This is a genomic window from Clostridium sp. DMHC 10 (assembly GCF_001270375.1).
GTDB classification, from domain to species: Bacteria; Bacillota; Clostridia; order Clostridiales; family Clostridiaceae; genus Clostridium_S; species Clostridium_S guangxiense.
Genome location: NZ_LGVB01000015.1, coordinates 569329 through 588591, shown reverse-complemented (window position 1 = coordinate 588591; position 19263 = coordinate 569329). Strand labels below are relative to the sequence as shown.

General features: G+C 30.1%; 19 protein-coding genes and 1 pseudogene. 3 read left to right on the top strand and 17 right to left on the bottom strand.

Going from position 1 to position 19263, the window contains the following annotated elements; genetic code table 11:
• Positions 1-144: 144 nt before the first annotated feature.
• Entirely contained in the window at positions 145-663 is a 519-nt protein-coding gene (locus tag AGR56_RS04700) for a phosphatase PAP2 family protein (RefSeq protein ID WP_053241327.1), read from the top strand.
• 40 nt (positions 664-703) lie between these two features.
• Positions 704-1351, top strand: a complete 648-nt coding sequence (locus tag AGR56_RS04695; RefSeq protein WP_053241326.1) for an HAD family phosphatase — start codon at positions 704-706, stop codon at positions 1349-1351.
• Between the two features lie 165 nt (positions 1352-1516).
• On the opposite strand, the gene AGR56_RS04690 is transcribed toward AGR56_RS04695, so the two are convergent.
• The 11 genes from AGR56_RS04690 to AGR56_RS04645 form a co-directional block, all read right to left on the bottom strand.
• Positions 1517-1927 (bottom strand): hypothetical protein, encoded by a 411-nt coding sequence (locus AGR56_RS04690; protein WP_053241325.1) that lies wholly within the window; start codon positions 1925-1927, stop codon positions 1517-1519.
• Between the two features lie 131 nt (positions 1928-2058).
• Positions 2059-2352, bottom strand: a complete 294-nt coding sequence (locus tag AGR56_RS04685; RefSeq protein WP_053241324.1) for a spore coat protein — start codon at positions 2350-2352, stop codon at positions 2059-2061.
• A gap of 16 nt (positions 2353-2368) precedes the next feature.
• Positions 2369-2575 carry a hypothetical protein gene (locus tag AGR56_RS04680; protein WP_053241323.1) on the bottom strand — a complete coding sequence of 69 codons (207 nt, stop codon included), beginning with the start codon at positions 2573-2575 and terminating at the stop codon, positions 2369-2371.
• A 154-nt stretch (positions 2576-2729) separates the two neighbouring features.
• Positions 2730-3047 carry a hypothetical protein gene (locus AGR56_RS04675; RefSeq protein ID WP_053241322.1) on the bottom strand — a complete coding sequence of 106 codons (318 nt, stop codon included), beginning with the start codon at positions 3045-3047 and terminating at the stop codon, positions 2730-2732.
• 138 nt (positions 3048-3185) lie between these two features.
• On the bottom strand, positions 3186-4433 hold the full coding sequence (locus AGR56_RS04670; RefSeq protein ID WP_053241321.1) for a serine/threonine-protein kinase: 1248 nt from the start codon (positions 4431-4433) through the stop codon (positions 3186-3188).
• A gap of 239 nt (positions 4434-4672) precedes the next feature.
• Positions 4673-6916 (bottom strand): RNA polymerase recycling motor HelD, encoded by a 2244-nt coding sequence (gene helD / locus AGR56_RS04665; protein ID WP_053241320.1) that lies wholly within the window; start codon positions 6914-6916, stop codon positions 4673-4675.
• Between the two features lie 387 nt (positions 6917-7303).
• On the bottom strand, positions 7304-7477 hold the full coding sequence (locus AGR56_RS20050; protein WP_157055663.1) for a hypothetical protein: 174 nt from the start codon (positions 7475-7477) through the stop codon (positions 7304-7306).
• A 4-nt stretch (positions 7478-7481) separates the two neighbouring features.
• Entirely contained in the window at positions 7482-7685 is a 204-nt protein-coding gene (locus AGR56_RS04660; RefSeq protein WP_053241319.1) for a hypothetical protein, read from the bottom strand.
• A complete protein-coding gene (locus tag AGR56_RS04655) occupies positions 7682-7933 on the bottom strand; it encodes a hypothetical protein (protein ID WP_053241318.1) in 252 nt (83 codons plus the stop codon). Before AGR56_RS04655 ends, AGR56_RS04660 begins: the two co-directional genes overlap by 4 nt.
• Positions 7934-8247: 314 nt before the next feature.
• Positions 8248-8775: a hypothetical protein gene (locus AGR56_RS04650; protein ID WP_053241317.1), complete on the bottom strand. Its 528-nt coding sequence runs from the start codon at positions 8773-8775 to the stop codon at positions 8248-8250.
• Positions 8776-8896: 121 nt separating this feature from the next.
• Entirely contained in the window at positions 8897-10402 is a 1506-nt protein-coding gene (locus tag AGR56_RS04645; protein WP_053241316.1) for an ABC-F family ATP-binding cassette domain-containing protein, read from the bottom strand.
• A gap of 467 nt (positions 10403-10869) precedes the next feature.
• On the opposite strand from AGR56_RS04645, the gene AGR56_RS04640 reads away from it, so the two are divergent.
• Positions 10870-12045 carry a class I SAM-dependent rRNA methyltransferase gene (locus tag AGR56_RS04640; RefSeq protein WP_053241315.1) on the top strand — a complete coding sequence of 392 codons (1176 nt, stop codon included), beginning with the start codon at positions 10870-10872 and terminating at the stop codon, positions 12043-12045.
• 393 nt (positions 12046-12438) lie between these two features.
• Here AGR56_RS04640 and AGR56_RS04635 read toward each other — a convergent pair.
• From AGR56_RS04635 to ugpC, 6 genes and pseudogenes are all read right to left on the bottom strand, one after another.
• Positions 12439-13150: pseudogene (locus AGR56_RS04635) on the bottom strand (2-phosphosulfolactate phosphatase family protein).
• Positions 13151-13306: 156 nt separating this feature from the next.
• Positions 13307-14509 (bottom strand): zinc ribbon domain-containing protein, encoded by a 1203-nt coding sequence (locus AGR56_RS04630; RefSeq protein WP_053241314.1) that lies wholly within the window; start codon positions 14507-14509, stop codon positions 13307-13309.
• Positions 14510-14534: 25 nt separating this feature from the next.
• Entirely contained in the window at positions 14535-15932 is a 1398-nt protein-coding gene (locus tag AGR56_RS04625) for a zinc-ribbon domain-containing protein (RefSeq protein ID WP_053241313.1), read from the bottom strand.
• A gap of 22 nt (positions 15933-15954) precedes the next feature.
• Positions 15955-16872 (bottom strand): zinc ribbon domain-containing protein, encoded by a 918-nt coding sequence (locus tag AGR56_RS04620; protein WP_053241312.1) that lies wholly within the window; start codon positions 16870-16872, stop codon positions 15955-15957.
• A gap of 256 nt (positions 16873-17128) precedes the next feature.
• On the bottom strand, positions 17129-17875 hold the full coding sequence (locus AGR56_RS04615; RefSeq protein WP_242851315.1) for a helix-turn-helix domain-containing protein: 747 nt from the start codon (positions 17873-17875) through the stop codon (positions 17129-17131).
• A 261-nt stretch (positions 17876-18136) separates the two neighbouring features.
• The gene (gene ugpC, locus AGR56_RS04610; RefSeq protein WP_053241311.1) at positions 18137-19246 is read right to left on the bottom strand and encodes a sn-glycerol-3-phosphate ABC transporter ATP-binding protein UgpC; all 1110 of its coding nucleotides are present in this window, start codon (positions 19244-19246) and stop codon (positions 18137-18139) included.
• Positions 19247-19263 lie beyond the last annotated feature (17 nt).

The window sequence follows — 19263 nt, the reverse complement described above, 5'->3', positions numbered from 1 at the left end:
AAAAAATAAAAATGCCAACATTACACAAATAATGTTGGTTTAGTTCACAGTGCATTGACCTTATAAAAGTTAAATGCTGGCAAAAGTATATTTATTAATTTAAAACTTGGAGGTAGTATATCCATACAAAGGGGTTGTATTATTATGGGTAATTTTCTGTTAAATATTAAGAAACATGATGTAGATATTTTAGAAATACTTAATCTAAAAATAAGATGTACTGCTCTGGATAAACTTATGACCTGCGTAACTTACATTGGTTCAGTTATATTTGGAGTTTCATCTTGTCTTGCAGCATTAGCATTAACTAAATTCTCTATAAACTCACTTGGCTTCAAATTAACCTCTGCAATGATATTAAGTACTCTTCTATCTAATATAATAAAGAAAAGCGTTAATAGAATAAGACCTTATATAAAACTTACCAACCTGAATGTCATAAAAATAGACGTGGACAACTATTCTTTTCCCTCAGGTCATACAACTTCTGCATTTACAATGTCAACAATGATTAGCCTGTTTTTTCCCAAGCTCTCATTGCTATTTTTAGTTTTAAGCACTCTTGTTGGAGTATCCAGAATATATCTAGGTGTTCACTATCCTACAGATGTAGCCTTTGGGACACTCCTCGGAAGTTTATGCTCTTTTTTGTATTTAAATTAATATAGTAATTGTGCTAAAATTATAATTGAGGTGAATAATTATGTGCAATAAAATAAAAGCAGCTATTTTTGATATGGATGGAACTTTAATTGATTCCATGTGGGTTTGGGAACAAATAGATGTAGAATACCTAAAAAGGTTTAGTATAGAAATTCCAAAAGACCTTAGAAGGGATATTGAGCATCTCAACTTTATTGAAACAGCAAAATATTTCAAGAATAGATTTAACATACCTGATTCTATAGATGACATTATGAACGATTGGAACGAAATGGCATATAAACATTACTTAAATGACGTAGAACTAAAAGACGGCGTTAAAGTATATTTAAAATTTTTAAAGTCTAAAAACATAAAAATAGGTCTTGCTACAAGCAATTGTACCTTTCTTATCGATACCGTTTTAAAAAGACTTTGTATATATGATTTTTTTGATTCAATTACCACAACTGATGAAACCGGAAAATGCAAGGACTTTCCAGACGTATACCTGCTTGCAGCAAAAAAGCTCGGTGCAGATCCAAGTGAATGTGTTGTATTCGAAGATATACTTGCTGCTGTACTTTCTGCTAAAAAAGCAGGAATGAAGGTAATAGCCGTACATGATAAATACTCAATAACAGAAATAGAACGTCTAAAAAAAGAAGCAGATAAATTTATTTTGAGCTTTGAGGAACTCACAGCATAATGATGATTTTTCTCCGTTTTTCTATAGGAAAATTCTTTAATTTAAATTAATAATTTTTTTGTAGCAAAGCGGAAGAAAAATCACCTTAACTTTTGGTTTTGCCAAAGAGTTCACCTTTGACGTGCAAAGCATCTTCGGAGAAAATCTTTAAAAATTTCAATCATCTTAAAAGGTTATATAGTCTTCCTGTATCCAGCCTTTATTATTTATATTTTGATTTGAATGAAATCTAATTTCATACCAATTTTCATTATTAACAATACACTCATCTAGTACTTCAACATTTAAGCCCTCCATTATTTTACCTAAAATAAAAGTATTCTCTATAGGTGCTATATATAATAAAGTATCGCAATTTACGATTCCAATTGAGTAGTTACTAGAGATATATTTTACAATAATATTATCTATTTCTTTATAAACCTTAGGGTTTCCCTTTATTGATGCTTTTAACTTTTTATTTTGTCTAGACAAAACCATAATCTTTCGCTTCTGTTCTTCTATTTTTTTGCTATAGGTTAATATAAAATAAGCAGACACACCTATAATTATAAGAAAAAGAATAAATACAAACATAGTTACTCCTTTAATGATCAATTTATTACTATATAATATGTCTGCTTATCAGTAATTATTTACAACTTACCTACTAGATTTATGAATTTTTTGCATTTAGTGCGGCAACCCCGTTTTCTAAAACTCTAAAATTATTCAACTACTCTTTGAGACTTATCTATAACTTCTGTCAATTGATCCACAGGTGGAGTATATGGTTTAGCCCAGCCCTTATTTACACTTAACTCAGTAAGTGCTGAATGACCAGCAACAACTTCATTGAGACTTGCTGAATAAAGTGATCTTAATTCTGGTGTTGTACTTGTCATCATTGCATTTAAATATGCATCTGCCGCACATTTTGCCGATGCAAGCATATTTGCACATATAACCTCATCATTTATATCTGTAGTGCTTCTAACTATATTGTCTAAAATACTTGGCATATCTTTTTCCTCCTTTTTATGATCTTGTAACACTGTTCTCATTAATAAATTGTTGTAATCCTTTAACTCTACCTTCCGCAGCTAATATGCCTGCTTCTGCTTGTTTCTTTAATTCATCGTCCTTTATAAGTGGGTGCATTGTCCTTGAAACTGCTAAACCATCACTCTCAAGCTTTAATATTCCAGTCAAGGAAATCAATTCTCCTTCTGAAAGCTTTCTCATCTTCATTCCTCCTTTTTATTCTTTATATATTTTTTCTAAGCTAGTATGTGCAACTTGTATGCATATTAAACATTTAAAAAATAAAATGAATATAAATAAAAAGAAATGCCTAAATTAAAAGCATTTCTAAACAACTAATAATATCACACTATTACTATTTAATAGTTTTATTTAATTTAGGCACTTTTCCATTTTCTATCTCATTATTTTTATCATCACAACAATCTTTCTTTTTATCACCCTTCATACTCTTCATCATCATCGGTATCATTCCAATCATCATTAATGGACACAAAAACGGTGTTATTAATCCTAATACTCTACTTGCTCCAGGACTAAATCTAGCTATAGTTGGTAAAAGTACTATAATAACTACTGGTAAACCGCAGCAAATAATCATATGAAACATGTGCTTAAGTGGACTATGGTTATGAGTACCTTGTTTTCCTTCATTACCTCCATGACAATTCATATAAATCCCTCCAGATTTTTAACTTTATTATATATTACCTTATTCATATGAAGATTTTATAAAGGAGCTTACAATGTAGATTTCTTAATGTTCATTTAATACCTTATTCAATAATCCTTATCCTTTTTGTAATCATACTTAACTTTTTTGGCTTTTTTTAGACTTTTTTTGCTTCTTGTTTTGTTTCTCTTCTGACTTTTTAAGCCCTTGCCCTCGCTTCTCCTCCACATTATTCAGTTCTTCTCTTTGCTCTTCTTGATTCTTCAATTGCTCATTTGAATTTTGTTTCTGACTTTTCAGTTTATCACTAGAATTTTGCTCTTGATTTTTTTGCTCTTCTCCTGATTTCTCGTAAGCCTTATTCAACTGTTTCGATTCAGTCTTCACAGATGTTTTATGAACAGCAGGAGCTTCAAAATCTTTTTTATCAGATTCTTTTTTACTAATAATTGATATTAGAAAAATAGACAAAATTATTATACACGCAAGCACTGCTATTATGGTTAGTTTAACTCTCTTACTATGCTTTTTATTCTGTACAAGAACTGTTTTATCATCTTTGGCATAAGACTTATTAGAATTCATTAACTTTGTTTTATTACATTCCTTATCAGACATGATAGTACTAAGTTCAGACATTATCAGCTTTACATTACTATAACGGATTTCAGCATTTACAGTTAAAGCCTTTTGAATAACTTTAACTAAACCTTCAGCTGCATGTGTAGGATAATTTTCTTTACACATTGCATCCGCATTTAAACTTATGGTTTTTCCTGTGAGCATAAAAAACATAGTTACACCAAGAGAATAAATATCAGTTTTTGCATTAGATTGATTATTCATAAGCTGTTCCGGTGCTATATATCCTTTAGAACCTAAAACCATAGTGTCGCCTTCCTGCCCTTCCTTATAGACTCGTGCTATTCCAAAGTCGATTAGCACTACCTTGTTGCTTGGTGTTATCATTATATTAGATGGCTTTAAGTCTCTATATATAATTGGTGGATTAAGGCTATGAAGATAATCTAATATACTGCACAACTGAAATGACATATCTATCACCAATTCTGAAGACAGAGGGCCATCAGCATCTACATACTCCTTTAGGTTCTTCCCCTTAATATAATCTTCCACAATATATAAATTATCATGTTCATAAAATATATCAATAATTCGTACGATTCCTATGTGATTTAAATTCTTTAGTATATTAGGCTCAGCAAGAAGATCAACTTTATTCTTCCACTCACTATTTACTTCTTTAACTGCCCAAAGATTTCCTAGTCTATTATTCTTGCAGAGGTACACTGTTCCCATACCGCCTTGTCCTAAAATCCTTATCACTTCGTATTTTCCTTCTAGTATCTGTCCTTGATTTAGCATGTTTTCACCACCAACTTATAAAACTCGTCTACATATATTTTTACGTCTTCCTTGCTCAGCATATAAGATGCCATAAGTTTATACGCATAATATAAATTATTTAGAGGGGTATGATGTATCAATAATTCACAAATTTGTACTTAAATAAATAAGTTATTTGAATATCAATTTGATAAACCTTCCAACCTAGGATAAGGATGCATCGGAATAAATAATATTTTAATACACTATTACATTTATTAAATTCCTTTCAGTAATGGTGTACTCTTACCGGAATAGTATATGCATAAAACATGAAGTGCTCTGGTGCAAGCAGTATAAAGCAGCAGTCTTTCCTCCTCACAACTATAATTTCCATCTCCTGCATTATATATAAGTACCACATCAAATTCTAATCCTTTAGAAAGGTAAGACGGAATTATCAATGTATCACTTACATATTCATCATCATCCTTTATTATGGCTTTAACATGTACCTTGTCTTTTAAGAAACTGTATACCTCCTCTGCTTCGTTTACGTCTCTTGTTATAATACCAATTGATTTGTAACCTTTTTCGTTATACATTTTTATATCCTCAAGAAGTCTTTCTTTTATAGCCTCTTCATCTATGAAGCCAAGGAGTAAAGGCTCATCTCCACTTCTTTCTACACATTCAGCAGAAATCTCCTTATTAAGCAACCTTCTTGAAAACTTAGTGATTTCCACTGTTGATCTATAACTTTTGGTTAAGTTTATTATGCAGGTATTATCTTTTGAAAATATACTGGCTATATTACTATAATCTCCTACATTCATAAACGGATTGATGGATTGATGCAAATCTCCCAATATTGTAATATTGGCAGACCCGAAAAGTTGATGAAATATCTCATACTGTAACGGTGTATAGTCCTGTGCTTCATCAATAATAACATATTTGATTTCTGACGCTTTTGGAAGGTCGCCAATCGCCCCCTTTAGATATAAAAGTGGCAGCTGATCCTCATAATTAAGTATTCCATTCTTTAGGTTTTCTAAAGTATACTTTTTAATTTCATCAATTTCAGTCTTGCTGTGCTTAACATTTGAACTTGCACAAAAAAACTCAAGTTTCTCAAAAAGTTTTTTATAAATATCCATCAAATCAAGTTCTGTGGCTCTATTGATTTCATAATAAATATTCTTCATTTCTTCCTTTACAATAAGTATACTTCGTCTCATAATTTCCACTTTATCCATATAGGAATCTGAATCCTTAAGGTCGCTAGCCACTTCTTCTATCCGTAGTTCTTTATAAGACTCTAAAAGGAACAAAATTCTTTTCCTTATCTTTTCAAGCCTCCTTTTCAATGGAAGCTGTGCATAATCTTTAAAAAATAATTCTTGTATATCCTTAGAGGAAATTATCAAATTACCTCTAAAAATGATATCTCTAAAATTTATATCCATATTTCCCAAATAGGATACATATCGTTTTAGTATATCTACAAATTCCATGGAAGACTTAAACTTTATACTGCTAATCCTCTTTTGGTAAGAATCTTGCTTCTTAGAGACAAGGATATATTCCATCATCTCGCAATAATTTTCCTTTATAAAACCATTTCCTAATGCTGCATGCATATATTCCTTAAAAGTAGTCTGGTACATATTGTCTTCTCCAAGCTGCGGCAATACATTAGAAATATAATCATTAAAAATATTATTTGGAGAGAATATTACTATATTTTGAGGTTTTATTTTATCCTTATGTTTATATAAGAGATAGGCAATTCTATGAAGAGCAATAGAGGTCTTCCCACTTCCGGCAGGGCCCTGAACAATCAGATTTTTGTACTCCTCATTGCGAATCACTTTATTCTGCTCTTTCTGAATAGTTGTTACTATTGTCTTCATCTTGCTATCAGTGCTTTTACTCAAGATATCCTGCAGCACTTCATCGTCTATCTTAAGATTGCTGTCAAACATATACTCAAGCTTACCATTATTAATTTTATACTGTCTTTTCATTGTAAGCTTCCCATCTACAATTCCTTCGGGACATTCGTAACTAGCCTCTCCAATTTCGTGATCATAAAACATACTGGAAACAGGTGCGCGCCAGTCATATATGAGAATATCATAATTATCATTAATAAGATTTGAGATTCCAATATAATACTTTTCAGCTTTCTTATCTCCCTTTTCAAGGAAATCAATTCTTCCAAAATAGGGTGATAAAAGTATTCTCTCATATTTTTCCTCAAGTTTTCTGGTGAACTCATAGTTTCTCTTCTCCATTTTCATCGTATTAATATACTGCATAAAGTCTACAATTTGCTCAAGTCCATTGCTCACAGAAACTGACCCTATCTCCTGCCAAAGTTCCCTTTGTGTTTCAATACCGTCTTTTTTAAACTTTTCTTTAAAATCCCGTTTTTCATTATACTGTTTTTGAACTTCTTTAAGAACCCCCTGCAGCCATTCATTTTCAAGCTTCCATTCAACATCGTTTCTGTTCATGATATACCCCCTATTTTCATAAATAATGAAATACTTTTCGCAGTACTATTGACATCAGCATCGCAATACTGTATAATTTAATTGTAAGATTATATTATATAGTATTGTGAGTAATTCTAATTTAGTGTATCATTTTTATTTCGTTATGTCAATATAGAGACATTTGTCAGTGAACAAGTGTCTTTTTGTGTTAATGCATATCTTAGCCATTTTTAAATAAACTCTTATTACCTTTTCCTGCATTATGGCATTTTCTTTAAATAAAATATCTATTTAAAACAAAAATAGCCTAAACACTGCTGTTTAAGCTATCTTATTAACTATGCTGCATTAAACTATTTTCGTTATCCAATAATTTAAATATTAAACTAAACGCCTAATAGTAATTTAGTTGTACTTAATCTCAATTTCCATTTTATTGAGATTAATGATAGACTTAGATTTAATTAAAACATCAAGTCCTAATAATCCATTAATATTTTCATCAATTGTTCCTAAATAAAATTCTACATTATTTAAGGTTACTTTATCTATGATAATACTCTCAGCTATTCTTTTCACATAACTATAAGCACCATTTACACCGTAAAACGTTTTCAATCTCATCATCTTTACTTATTGTGATTCCAAGCATCTCAATAGCTGAAGGTTCAATAATGCAAAATGAAGCTCCTGTATCAACCACAATATTGTTTATTTCAACTATCTTGCTGCCATATTTGAGTTTAATTGACGTATACAATAATCCGTTTTTATATTCAAGCTTCAATTTGGAATCCTCCTAAATAGCCCCATGTTATTTATTATTTTAGTTCTTATAGTATCATGACTCGTATGAAATACAATATAATTGCCCTTGCAATTAGCAAGTTCATGAGTAGCATCTTTGTCATTTGAAATTGCTTGAATAACATCCATTTCATCAATATATAAATAGTCATTTTCTTTATGTGATTTAACTATATGCAATTTAACCCATTGTTCTGGATACAAAGTTCTAACTTCTTTCCAATTCATAGAACATCACTTCCTTAAGATGAATTATATAATATATATTATCATAAAGATATTAAAAATACATGTTTATTTTTGTATGCACGCATTTATTTCAAAGAACCTTAGAATACTCCCATCAATTGTAATAACCTCACAGGTCTTTCCACCCCATGGTTCAGTAATAACCTCTGCAATTTGATTCCATCCACTTTTTTTTCACAAACTCATACAATTGGTCAATGCCCTGTACTAGCATAAATCCAACCATTGTTTGAATAGGTTTCCCTTTAAACATGTGAATTCCTGTAAATGGTGCTATATGCAGTGCTTCTATCTCAATTAGAATTATTCTCTACCATATATGATCTTAGAATTTGTATTGCACTACCTTTTTCACCCTTCTTTGAACCTAATTCTTTATTCTTTAACTCTAATAACTCTATTTTTAAACTATTAAAATAACTCTCTATACCATTCTGTAATGTCGCTTTAATACCATTTAACTTTCCACTTTTATTTACATGAAAATAACCAACTATGTCTCTATTATCTTCACTATATTCTTCTAATAGCTTTAAGTATGTATCTCTTACATCACTTTCCTTAAGACTTCCTTCTCCACTCTTAACTTGATGAATTGATACATATTTCTTATTAAATTTTATCGAAAAATCCTCCATATACTCCAATTCAATACTATATCCATCTATTGCCTTATATATATCTTTAATCTCCATTTTTTTGACATCATACATACTATCAATCAAATTGTTAATTTTTTTTATAGCATAATATATTGAAAGAATACCTTGATAATCATAACCGTACCATGATGCAATTGCCTCAAATTTATGATAAAACATTATTCTCCCTCTTTCATCATTTATTATCATTTATATTCTATATATTATTACATTTTGTATATTATTACAATTAACAAAAAATAAAGAAGCCATTTCTTATGACTTCTTTACTCAATATCAATTATACAATTTTCGTTGTCCAATCCTCACAATTCCAAATATCCGTAACAACGTCCCTATAAAATTCAGGTTCGTGGCAAACAAGCAATATACTTCCCCTGTATTCTTGCAATGCTCTTTTTAATTCATCTTTAGCATCTACATCTAAGTGGTTAGTAGGCTCGTCTAGTATTAATATATTGGTTTCTCTATTAATAAGTTTACAAAGCCTTACTTTAGCCTGCTCCCCTCCACTTAATACCGCTATCTTGCTTTCAATATGCTTAGTCATAAGTCCGCACTTTGCCAAGGCTGCTCTTATTTCATATTGATTGTAGGAAGGGAACTCTTTCCAAAGTTCATCTATACAAGTATTGTAGTTTGCTTCTTTTATTTCCTGTTCAAAGTAACCTAAATACTGATAATCTCCAAGTTCAACTTCACCAGATAAGGCAGGAATTTTCCCAAGAAGACTTTTTAAAAGTGTAGTTTTTCCAAGACCATTTGCGCCAACTAAAGCTATTTTTTGTCCTCTTTCCATCATAAGATTTAATGGTTTTGTAAGCGGTTCATCATAACCTATAACAAGTTTCCTTGTTTCAAATATAAGTTTTCCAGCTGCTCTTGCTTCCTTGAAATTGAATTCTGGCTTTGGTTTTTCCTTGTCTAATTCTATTCTTTCCATTTTATCAAGCTGCTTTTGTCTTGATTTAGCCATACCTGTTGTAGCAACTCTAGCTTTATTTCTTGCAACAAAGTCTTCAAGTTTTGAAATTTCCTGCTGCTGTCTTTCATATGCAGCTTCAATCTGCTTTTTGTTGGCTTCATAAACTCTCTGAAAATTGTCATAATCTCCAACATACCTTGTAAGTCTTCTATTATCAATGTGGTATATAAGATTTATAACTTCATTTAAAAAAGGTATATCATGTGATATTAAAATAAAGGCATTTTCGTAATCCTTCAAATATCTTTTTAACCATTCAATGTGCTCTTCATCAAGGTAATTTGTAGGCTCGTCTAGTAATAAAATATCAGGATTTTCAAGAAGTAATTTTGCCAGAAGTACCTTTGTTCTCTGTCCACCACTTAAATCAGAAACATCCTTATCAAGGCCTATACCTGTAAGTCCAAGTCCCTTTGCAACGCTTTCTATTTTTATGTCTATAGTGTAAAAACCATTGTTATCTAAAGTATCCTGGATAGTACCCATATCCTCCATAAGTTTTTCCAATTCCTCTGGAGAAGCTTCTGCCATCTTGTCCGTAATTTGCATCATTTCAGCTTCCATATCAAAAAGATACTTAAATGCACCCTTTAAAGCATCTCTAATGCTCATTCCCTTAGTTAATTTAGCATGCTGGTCCATATAGCCAACTCTAACCTTATTTGACCAGGTAACTGTACCTTCATCTGGCATTAAATTACCTGTAATTATATTCATAAATGTAGACTTACCTTCACCATTAGCACCTATAAGACCTACGTGTTCTCCCTTTAAAAGTCTAAAGGATACATCTTCAAAAATAGCTCTATCCCCAAAACCATGATTTACATTTTTAACTGTTAAAAATGCTCATCGCTTACCTCCGTAATTTTTTAAAATATATAATAAAATATTAAATTAATAATACTCGAAAGTCAAAGCATTTTTATTTCTTTTTAACACATAATTTTACTGTATGGTATAATTCTATAGGTAATAAACTTTAAATATAAATGTAATACTTGAAAAAGCGAAAATATTAGTTCTACAAGTAATATTTTTTCAGTGCACAATTCACAATGCACAGTTCACAGTTAAGGATAATTTATCTTTCCTATGGTCAGATAAATCTAAAAATTTTCCGTAGTGAAACGGAAGAAAATTGTCATTCATTGTGAACTGTGAATTGTGCACTGTGAACTAACTTTACATAAATTAAATGTTATCAAAAACTTTTAGTCAATTTAAAGTTTCCAGGTAATACATTCAAATTATTGGAGGTAGTAAGAGTGGCGTGCAAATTTTATTTAATTAAGAGAAAAAACCTTTTAGCAGAATTCGGTCATCCATGGGTGTTCTCATCTGACATAGAAGGCTACTATGGTACATATGAAAATGGTGACATAGTTGAAGTATATGCTCATAATAATCATTTTATAGGTAAAGGATATGTAAATGACAATTCTAAAATAACAATAAGAATTTTAACAAGAGACATAAATGAAGAAATAGATAAAGAATTTTTTAGAAGAAAGCTTAAAGCTGCATGGGAATACAGAAAAAAAGTTATAGACACTTCAAGCTGTAGATTTGTCTTTGGTGAAGCTGATTTTCTACCTGGTCTTATAATAGATAAATTTGAAGACTATTATGTAATTCAATCTTTGGCTCTTGGGATAGATAAATACAAAGATACTATCGTTAAAATTCTACAAGAAGATTACGGTGCAAAGGGAATTTATGAAAGAAGCGATGCAGCTGTAAGAGAAAAAGAAGGCTTAAAACAAACAAAAGGATTTTTATCCGAACCTTTTAATACTATGGTTCAAATAACAGAAAATGGTGTTAGATATTATGTTGACATTGCAGAGGGTCAAAAAACAGGTTTCTTCCTTGATCAAAAGGAAAACAGAAAAGCAATACATAAAATATGCAAAGACAGTACTGTACTAGACTGCTTTACCCATACTGGGTCATTTGCGCTTAATGCTGGAATTGCCGGTGCTAAAAGCGTTCTTGGTGTAGATATATCTCAGCATGCAGTTAATTTCTGCAGAAAAAACGCTGAGCTTAACAATTTATCTGATACAGTGAAATTTGAATGTCATAATGCCTTTGATGTACTTAGAGAATGGTCAGATGAAGGTAAAACCTTTGATGTTGTAATACTGGACCCACCTGCTTTCACAAAATCAAGGACTACTATAAAAAGTGCTTCCAAGGGCTACAAAGAAATTAATCTTAGAGGAATGAAGCTTGTTAAACCAGGCGGATTTTTAGTTACCTGCTCATGTTCACATTTTATGAGTCCAGAATTATTTAAAGATGCAATAGCTTCTGCAGCCTTTGATGCTGGAAGAACTCTAAGACAGGTAGAATTTAGAACACAGGCACCAGATCATCCAATACTTTGGACTGATGATGAATCCTACTATCTTAAATTTTACATATTCCAGGTAATTTAATTAATTCAATATATATAAATGTTGCGAAGCAACTCAAGTGAAAGTTTTTAACGATGCTTTGCACGTTAAAAAGGTTAACTTTTTCACTATGTGAAAAAAGTGAAGGGTTTGACATAGCTACGCTGTAAAAGGTGAAGGGTTTTACCTTCGGTAAAAAGTTAATGTTGATTTTCCTCCGTTTTACTACGGAAAATCTTTAATTTAAATTTATAATTTTTCTGTAGCAAAGCGGAGGAAAAATAACCTTAACTTTCGGATTTATACGAAAAGTTCACCTTTAACGTGCGTAGCATCGTTAAACCCTTCACTTTTCGCGTAAGTGAAAAAGTTAGTCTTTTAAACAAGCAGGGCGAAGTTAAAACCCTCCACTTGATTTTGTTCGCAATATTTATATTATCTAATTACTATTTCTCCATTTATAAATTCCGGCACTACCTTTATAATGTCTTTTTTGCAGCAGTATTCAAAATCCTCTTCAAGATTTAATTCCATTATTCTTTTGTAGTGCTTTGCAAACTTTGCAAAACTTTTTTATATCCTTGTTGTTTTCATATACATAATTTGCAGTAATGGCAACATCGGATAACTCTACAGCTGTCATTTCCTTTAGGCAACTTATTATGTATCCACTGCATATAAAGTCATCAATTGAAAACTGACCATATGTACCAGCATTTACTATAACAACATCATTTTTTAGTTCTATAAGCCTTTCTGCCACTGCGCTTGCATTTAGAACCGAACCTACGAGTACATTATTAGCCCCTATACTTCCTCTTATTGCTTTAGTACCATTTGTGGTTGTCATAACAAGAGTTTTTCTTTCTATTACATCCCTGCTATATTCAAGTGGAGAATTAGAAAAATCGAAACCATCTATTTTTAAGCCCTTTCTTTCTCCACCAAGAATAACATCCTCTTTAATATTTTTTGCTGTTTCAAGTGCTTCATCTATGGTAAGTACGGGAATAACCCTTTTACAGCCATTATTCATAGCTGTAGTTATTACTGAAGTAGCTCTAAGCATGTCTATTACAACAGCAGATTTATGAAGTACCTTGTCCTTTTTTATATCATCAGCAGATATTATTATATCTATTTTCATTATACACACCCTCTTATATATGGATAGACTACTTGAAATCTGAAAATTACAAGTGCCAAGTTTATCCTGTTAAATTGGAAGTTAACTCAATGCACAGTTCACAATGCTAGCGGAGAAAAATCATCCTTCATTGTGAATTGTGCACTGATGTGAGTATTATTGTGCTATGGATTGTTCATCAGTTCCATCTTTCCTTACCTTAAACATAGTCTTGTCTGTAGCATTGCAATAAACATAATCTCCAGCTGAAATTATAAGTGCTACAGGTATATCTGATATTTTTTGCTTATTATTACCGTCTAAATCAATACTGTATAATTTGCTGTTATCAGATCTATTTCTATAGAAAATTTTATTTCCATTAACATTAAAAGTTCCAAATTCATCATCGCATATCTTTATTTTATTGCTGCCATCATTTTTCATCTTGTAAAGTTTATTTTGAGAACTATCTGTAAAATACACTGTATTATCTTGTACAACAATAGTTGATATAGTATCCCCTATCTTTATTTCATCACCTGTTTTTAAATTTTTTCTTTTTAATATACCATCTTTAAGATAATATAAAAAATTAGAATCAATATTAAATAAATTGCACGGTCCAGAAACCTTTTCCTTAGCTGTTCCATCTTCCTTGATTTTGTATACCAGGCTTCCATCACTTTCATTTCTATAGTATATGTATCCATCAGCATATTCCAGGTATGAGCTCTTATCTTCACATATTTTTTTCCTACCAGAACCATTTGTGCTTATACTATATATCTTACCACCATCTGAATCATTAGTATAATATATATAATCTCCATTTTGAGTAAAATATCCACTGTCGTCATTGTTTAATTGTATTGGATTTGAGCTATCATAATTCATCTCATAAAGCTTGTACTGTTTTGTAAAATTAGAATAGTAAATAGCGCCATTTTTTTCAAAAACAAAACTACAATTTGTAAGATTACCAGATGTAGTACCTAACTTTATATTGTCCTCTTTATCGGTATCAACTTTTTTATTATTAGTCTTATTAACCTTTTTTGTACTAACTTTATTTTTAACCTTTACTGGCTGACTAGAAGAACTTGATCCAAAAGATAAAAAGCTAAATACACTACCTGGTTTAGCAAAAAATACACCATATACGATTATAACTGCAACTATAAATGCTATACATCCTAGTATAACTATAATAGAATTTTTATTTTTAGATTTCTTTATAGCATTATTTTCTTCTTCATAATGCTGCTCTATTATTTTATTATCATCTTGTACTTCGCTTTTTAATTGTACTGGAGTCCCGCACTTGTCACAAAATTTTGCTCCATCTTTCAACTTATTACCACACTTTGTACAAAACATAACCTACGCTTCCTTTAAATGATTTTCATTGTGCATTTGCTATACTTGTAAGTTGATAACTATTAATACTATCATTGTATTTAAAAGCATATTTATAGTTAAATGATTTTGTAGTAATATTACCACTATTATCCTCGATATCATAAACCTCATTTGTAATAACTGTTCCTGAATCATTATCATCATTTACATTTACAGATACAACATTGCAATTTCTAAGATACTCTTTTATTCCCTTTTCATATGTACTAGGAATATACTTCGTTTGTTCGTTATACAAGTCACTTCCAGGATATACGTATGATTGTATTTGGGAAATATCGTTTGAATTAACAGCTTGAGTAAATGCATTAGTATACCAATAGGCAAGATTCTTAACCTTATCTTGTACATCATTAAGTTTGTTTTCAGCATCACCAAAATCTAAATAAATTCTATCATCATCAGAAACATTATAATTATTGCTTCTTAATTTTGCGCCATCTTTTTGAACAACTCCATAAATTTGCGTATTTTTGCCAACAGGTCCGAAATTATTAGCCTCTGCTACCTTAACTCCGGTATCTTTATTGTTTACAAATATTTCAGCTTCTGGCCTATCACTATCAATACTTATGTATTTTAAATCATTTAAAGCCTCTATGCTCTCTTCATGGCTTGCCTTATCAAGATTAACATCATAGGCTTTGCTTAAAGACACATATTTTCCCTTATAGTCAGCCAAAAGAGTATACCCTATTGGCATAAAAGGTCCATATTTTTTCTTAAAGCTATCGCTATCACTTTTTCCTATTTCTTTATTATCTAATATAAATTTTATACCTTTAGTTGACGCCTTTATTTCTATAAATGCTGGCTGCATATTTATTTTATACTTTGGAAAAAATAAATATTTTTTTCCTACACGTTCAATATTAAAAGCCATACTTGAATCTTTCTGAAAGTTTTTTATTTCTGATGCTACTGCTGCTTGTTTATTTAAATTTGCCACAATACTATTTAAATTAGATGGATTTTTTTTAAAATATTTTAAAAGCATTGATACATTTTCGTCATTTATATTTAATTCACTATCATCACAAAATAATAAGCTTTTAAGTTCTTTCTTATCATTAGATGTAACTGCACTTTTAAATTTATCAACAACTACATCTGGCTTTGTAACATTGCTGCCTACAATATAAAGGAATATAGATAATATAACTAAAACTAGTACAACACAAGAAATAATTTTTTTTCTAAAACCAAACTTAAAATTGTGGTCTTGAAATTTAGATGACCCATCCTGTATAATTTCAATTTCACGTGTAGTATCATTCTTATGGTTATTGTCAATATCTTGGGAACCTACTTTACTACCGCACTTAGAACAAAATGTTTGTCCATCTTTCAATTCAGCACCACATTTAGGGCAAAACTTCAAATTAATCCTCTCCTATCTTATGTTAAAAATTAATACCTTTAAATGATGTTATTACTTGCTGCAAATCAGAATATATAAAATTTGATAAGCAAACCAAATAAGCAATGCATATAACTACAAAACAAATTGAAACAATAAATAAACTACAATCTTCTTTAACTCCCAATACATCCTTAATTAATATAAATAAGCACCCTATTGATACTATAATTCCAATTAATTGAATTCCAATTCCAACATAATTTGATCCATATGATATTAATATAGAAAGTGTTTTAAAATATAAAAATGGAATTAACACGATAAGAGAAATTTTATAGGTTTCTAATGCTGAAGTTTGTTTATGATTTGTAATATTGGTTGCAACACTTATAAATGCAAATATAATTATCAGTAACATTATAAAAACAATGCAGTTTTGAAAAAATATTTTTCCATAAGGTATAACAATAGACTGCCTTACTTTATTAATTGCAATCATAGCTTGATTAATATCCGATGTATCAGTACTTGAACCAATATTACCGAATAACCTATATATACTTTCTATTTTTTTCAACCCATTTATCATAATATTTTCTGCACTATAAAATAATTGCTTAATTCTCCAAATTCCTAAAATTCCATAAAATAAAATTGAGAATATACTTACTGCTATAACGGTATTATTATCTCTGTCCTCTATAAATCTTTTACTAGTACTTATTGGTTTCGTAAACATCTTTAACAAATTATCTATTATATAAGACAAATTTACGTTACTGCTTCTTCTATAGTTACTTAAATTCTCATGTTCTGTAGTTTTTTTCTTCATATCATTTTTATTATGGTCAAAATTTTCACCATTTGCACTATTATCTTGCATTTGCTTTTCTCCACAGTTGCCACAAAATAAATCATCATCTTCAAGTTGATATCCACACTTGTAACAATATTTCATAATTATCATCCTCCGTTTATAACCCTGTAGTTCACAAAAAAGGCATATTTTATTAATATAAAATTCATATACTAAACATTTTACCACTTACTAATAAAATTTTCATACAAAATTAATATAATATCTAATATTATTAAATTTTTTATTATTTTCGATAAAATTCGTAAAAAAAAAACAGCCCATATGCTGTTTTTTTATTTAACTTCTCTCCACACAAGAAATGCGGTTATAAATACTGTCGCCTCTTTAAAATTTCTTATATCAAAACCCGTTTCTTTTTTATTTTATCAAGTCTGTATATCAAAGTATTTCTATGTATATACAGTTTTCTAGCGGATTCGCTTATATTAAGACCAGTTTTAACAAACTCATCTATAGTGTTTATCATTTCTGCATCAAATTGATTAAACTTTTCTTTGAATTTATCTAAGAATTCCTTTTTTAATTTAGGTTCAATGTTATAAACTATTTTCTCAAACAGTAATTTATTGTAGTCAAGAACCCCTTCCTTTAGGGAAAATTTCTTACCAAGTATTAATGCTTCTCTTGCCTCATCATAAGCTTCTTTTAATTCATATTTATCATGTATAGTTTTACTATAGCTTACAGTACATTCGCAAAATAAATTAGAAACTATAGCGTCTCTAATACTTACGGCATGTTCATATGGGTCCTCAAAGTATCCTATTACAATGATATTGCCCTTATATATTATACTTATAATATTTTCATCGTTGTACATTTGCTCTATTACGTTTATTCCCTCATACCTACTAGAACTTATATTTACAATAAAAAGACTAGAACCCTTAGATATAAAAAACTCTTCACTTTCAAATTTATCCTTATCAATTTCACTAGCTTCTAATAAATTAATTATAGATTGTTCCTTTACAGAATAAAGTTCTTTATATTTATTTTCTATAGTATACCTCAAGAGCTTTAAACAAGACTCATTTCCTTTATGTATACTTACAACATGCTTATTTTTTCCTAAATACACAGGAAAATAAATCTTATCACAGTTTTCTACGTAAGAATTACTAGTATATATTACTTTTCCATTTTCTCCAGTAAGCTTAAATGATATATTTGTATTTCCACTTAATTCTTGTAGAAAAATCCTTAAATTCGTACATTTTTATTCCTCCTATGTTAACTTATATTTGTAAGTATAATTATATCATTATATATTGAAAAAGCTCCTATAAAACAGGAGCTTTTTCAATATATTTAAAATATATTTATTGGGAAACAAATTTTATTAAACTAAAGTTTGTTCAGTTTCTTTATCGAATATATGAATCTTAGATGTGTTCATACCTATCTTTAAAGCGTCTCCAGCTTTAGCTTGTGAAGTTCCAGCAACTCTTGCAGTAAAGTTAGATTTACCCTTTGTAAGATATATATATGTTTCTGAACCCATAAGTTCTGTTACTTCTACCTTAGCTTCTATTACTGCATCCTTATGTTTCTCTAGGAATTCTGGATCTTCATCTATATTTTCAGGTCTTATACCCATAATAACTTCTTTTCCAATATATCCACCTTTTTTAAGTACTTCTGCTTTATCTTGTGGAAGTGGAATAGTATCGCCTTCTACTATTAAAGTTATCTTACCATTACTTTCTGTTACTTTGGCATCTACAAAGTTCATTTGAGGACTTCCAATAAATCCTGCAACAAATATATTTATAGGATGCTCATATATTTTCTGAGGAGTATCAACTTGTTGAACTATACCATCTTTCATAACAACAAGTTTTGTTCCTAATGTCATAGCTTCTGTCTGGTCATGTGTAACGTATATAAATGTTGTCTGTAATTTAGTATGAAGTTTTGATATTTCAGTTCTCATTTGAACTCTAAGTTTAGCATCCAAGTTTGACAAAGGTTCATCAAGAAGGAATACCTTTGGATTTCTTACTATAGCTCTTCCCATGGCAACTCTTTGTCTTTGTCCACCAGAAAGTGCCTTTGGTTTTCTATCTAATAAGTGATCTATGTCAAGTATTTTTGCCGCTTCCTTAACTTTTTGATCTATTTCTGCTTTAGGTATTTTTCTAAGTTTCAATCCAAAAGCCATATTATCATAAACGGTCATGTGCGGATATAATGCATAGTTCTGGAAAACCATTGCTATATCTCTGTCTTTTGGTGAAACATCGTTAACTAACTTGTCTCCTATGTAAAGCTCTCCTTGGGAAATTTCTTCAAGTCCAGCAATCATTCTAAGTGTTGTTGATTTACCACATCCAGAAGGTCCTACAAATACTACGAATTCCTTATCTTCTATTTCAAGATTAAAATCTTTAACTGCTGTTACGTTTCCTTCATAAACTTTATAGATATGTCTTAATGATAAATTTGACATTGCTAACTCCTCCTCAA

Coding starts and splice junctions, on each gene's coding strand:
- AGR56_RS04700 (WP_053241327.1), top strand. CDS start 145: ATGGGTAATTTTCTGTTAAATATTAAGAAACATGATGTAGATATTTTA.
- AGR56_RS04670 (WP_053241321.1), bottom strand. CDS start 4,433: ATGCTAAATCAAGGACAGATACTAGAAGGAAAATACGAAGTGATAAGG.
- AGR56_RS04685 (WP_053241324.1), bottom strand. CDS start 2,352: ATGCCAAGTATTTTAGACAATATAGTTAGAAGCACTACAGATATAAAT.
- helD (WP_053241320.1), bottom strand. CDS start 6,916: ATGAACAGAAACGATGTTGAATGGAAGCTTGAAAATGAATGGCTGCAG.
- AGR56_RS04680 (WP_053241323.1), bottom strand. CDS start 2,575: ATGAGAAAGCTTTCAGAAGGAGAATTGATTTCCTTGACTGGAATATTA.
- AGR56_RS04650 (WP_053241317.1), bottom strand. CDS start 8,775: ATGTTTTATCATAAATTTGAGGCAATTGCATCATGGTACGGTTATGAT.
- AGR56_RS04695 (WP_053241326.1), top strand. CDS start 704: ATGTGCAATAAAATAAAAGCAGCTATTTTTGATATGGATGGAACTTTA.
- AGR56_RS04620 (WP_053241312.1), bottom strand. CDS start 16,872: ATGAAATATTGTTACAAGTGTGGATATCAACTTGAAGATGATGATTTA.
- AGR56_RS04675 (WP_053241322.1), bottom strand. CDS start 3,047: ATGAATTGTCATGGAGGTAATGAAGGAAAACAAGGTACTCATAACCAT.
- AGR56_RS04655 (WP_053241318.1), bottom strand. CDS start 7,933: ATGAATTGGAAAGAAGTTAGAACTTTGTATCCAGAACAATGGGTTAAA.
- AGR56_RS04630 (WP_053241314.1), bottom strand. CDS start 14,509: ATGTTTTGTACAAAGTGTGGTAATAAGTTGAAAGATGGAGCAAAATTT.
- AGR56_RS04690 (WP_053241325.1), bottom strand. CDS start 1,927: ATGTTTGTATTTATTCTTTTTCTTATAATTATAGGTGTGTCTGCTTAT.
- ugpC (WP_053241311.1), bottom strand. CDS start 19,246: ATGTCAAATTTATCATTAAGACATATCTATAAAGTTTATGAAGGAAAC.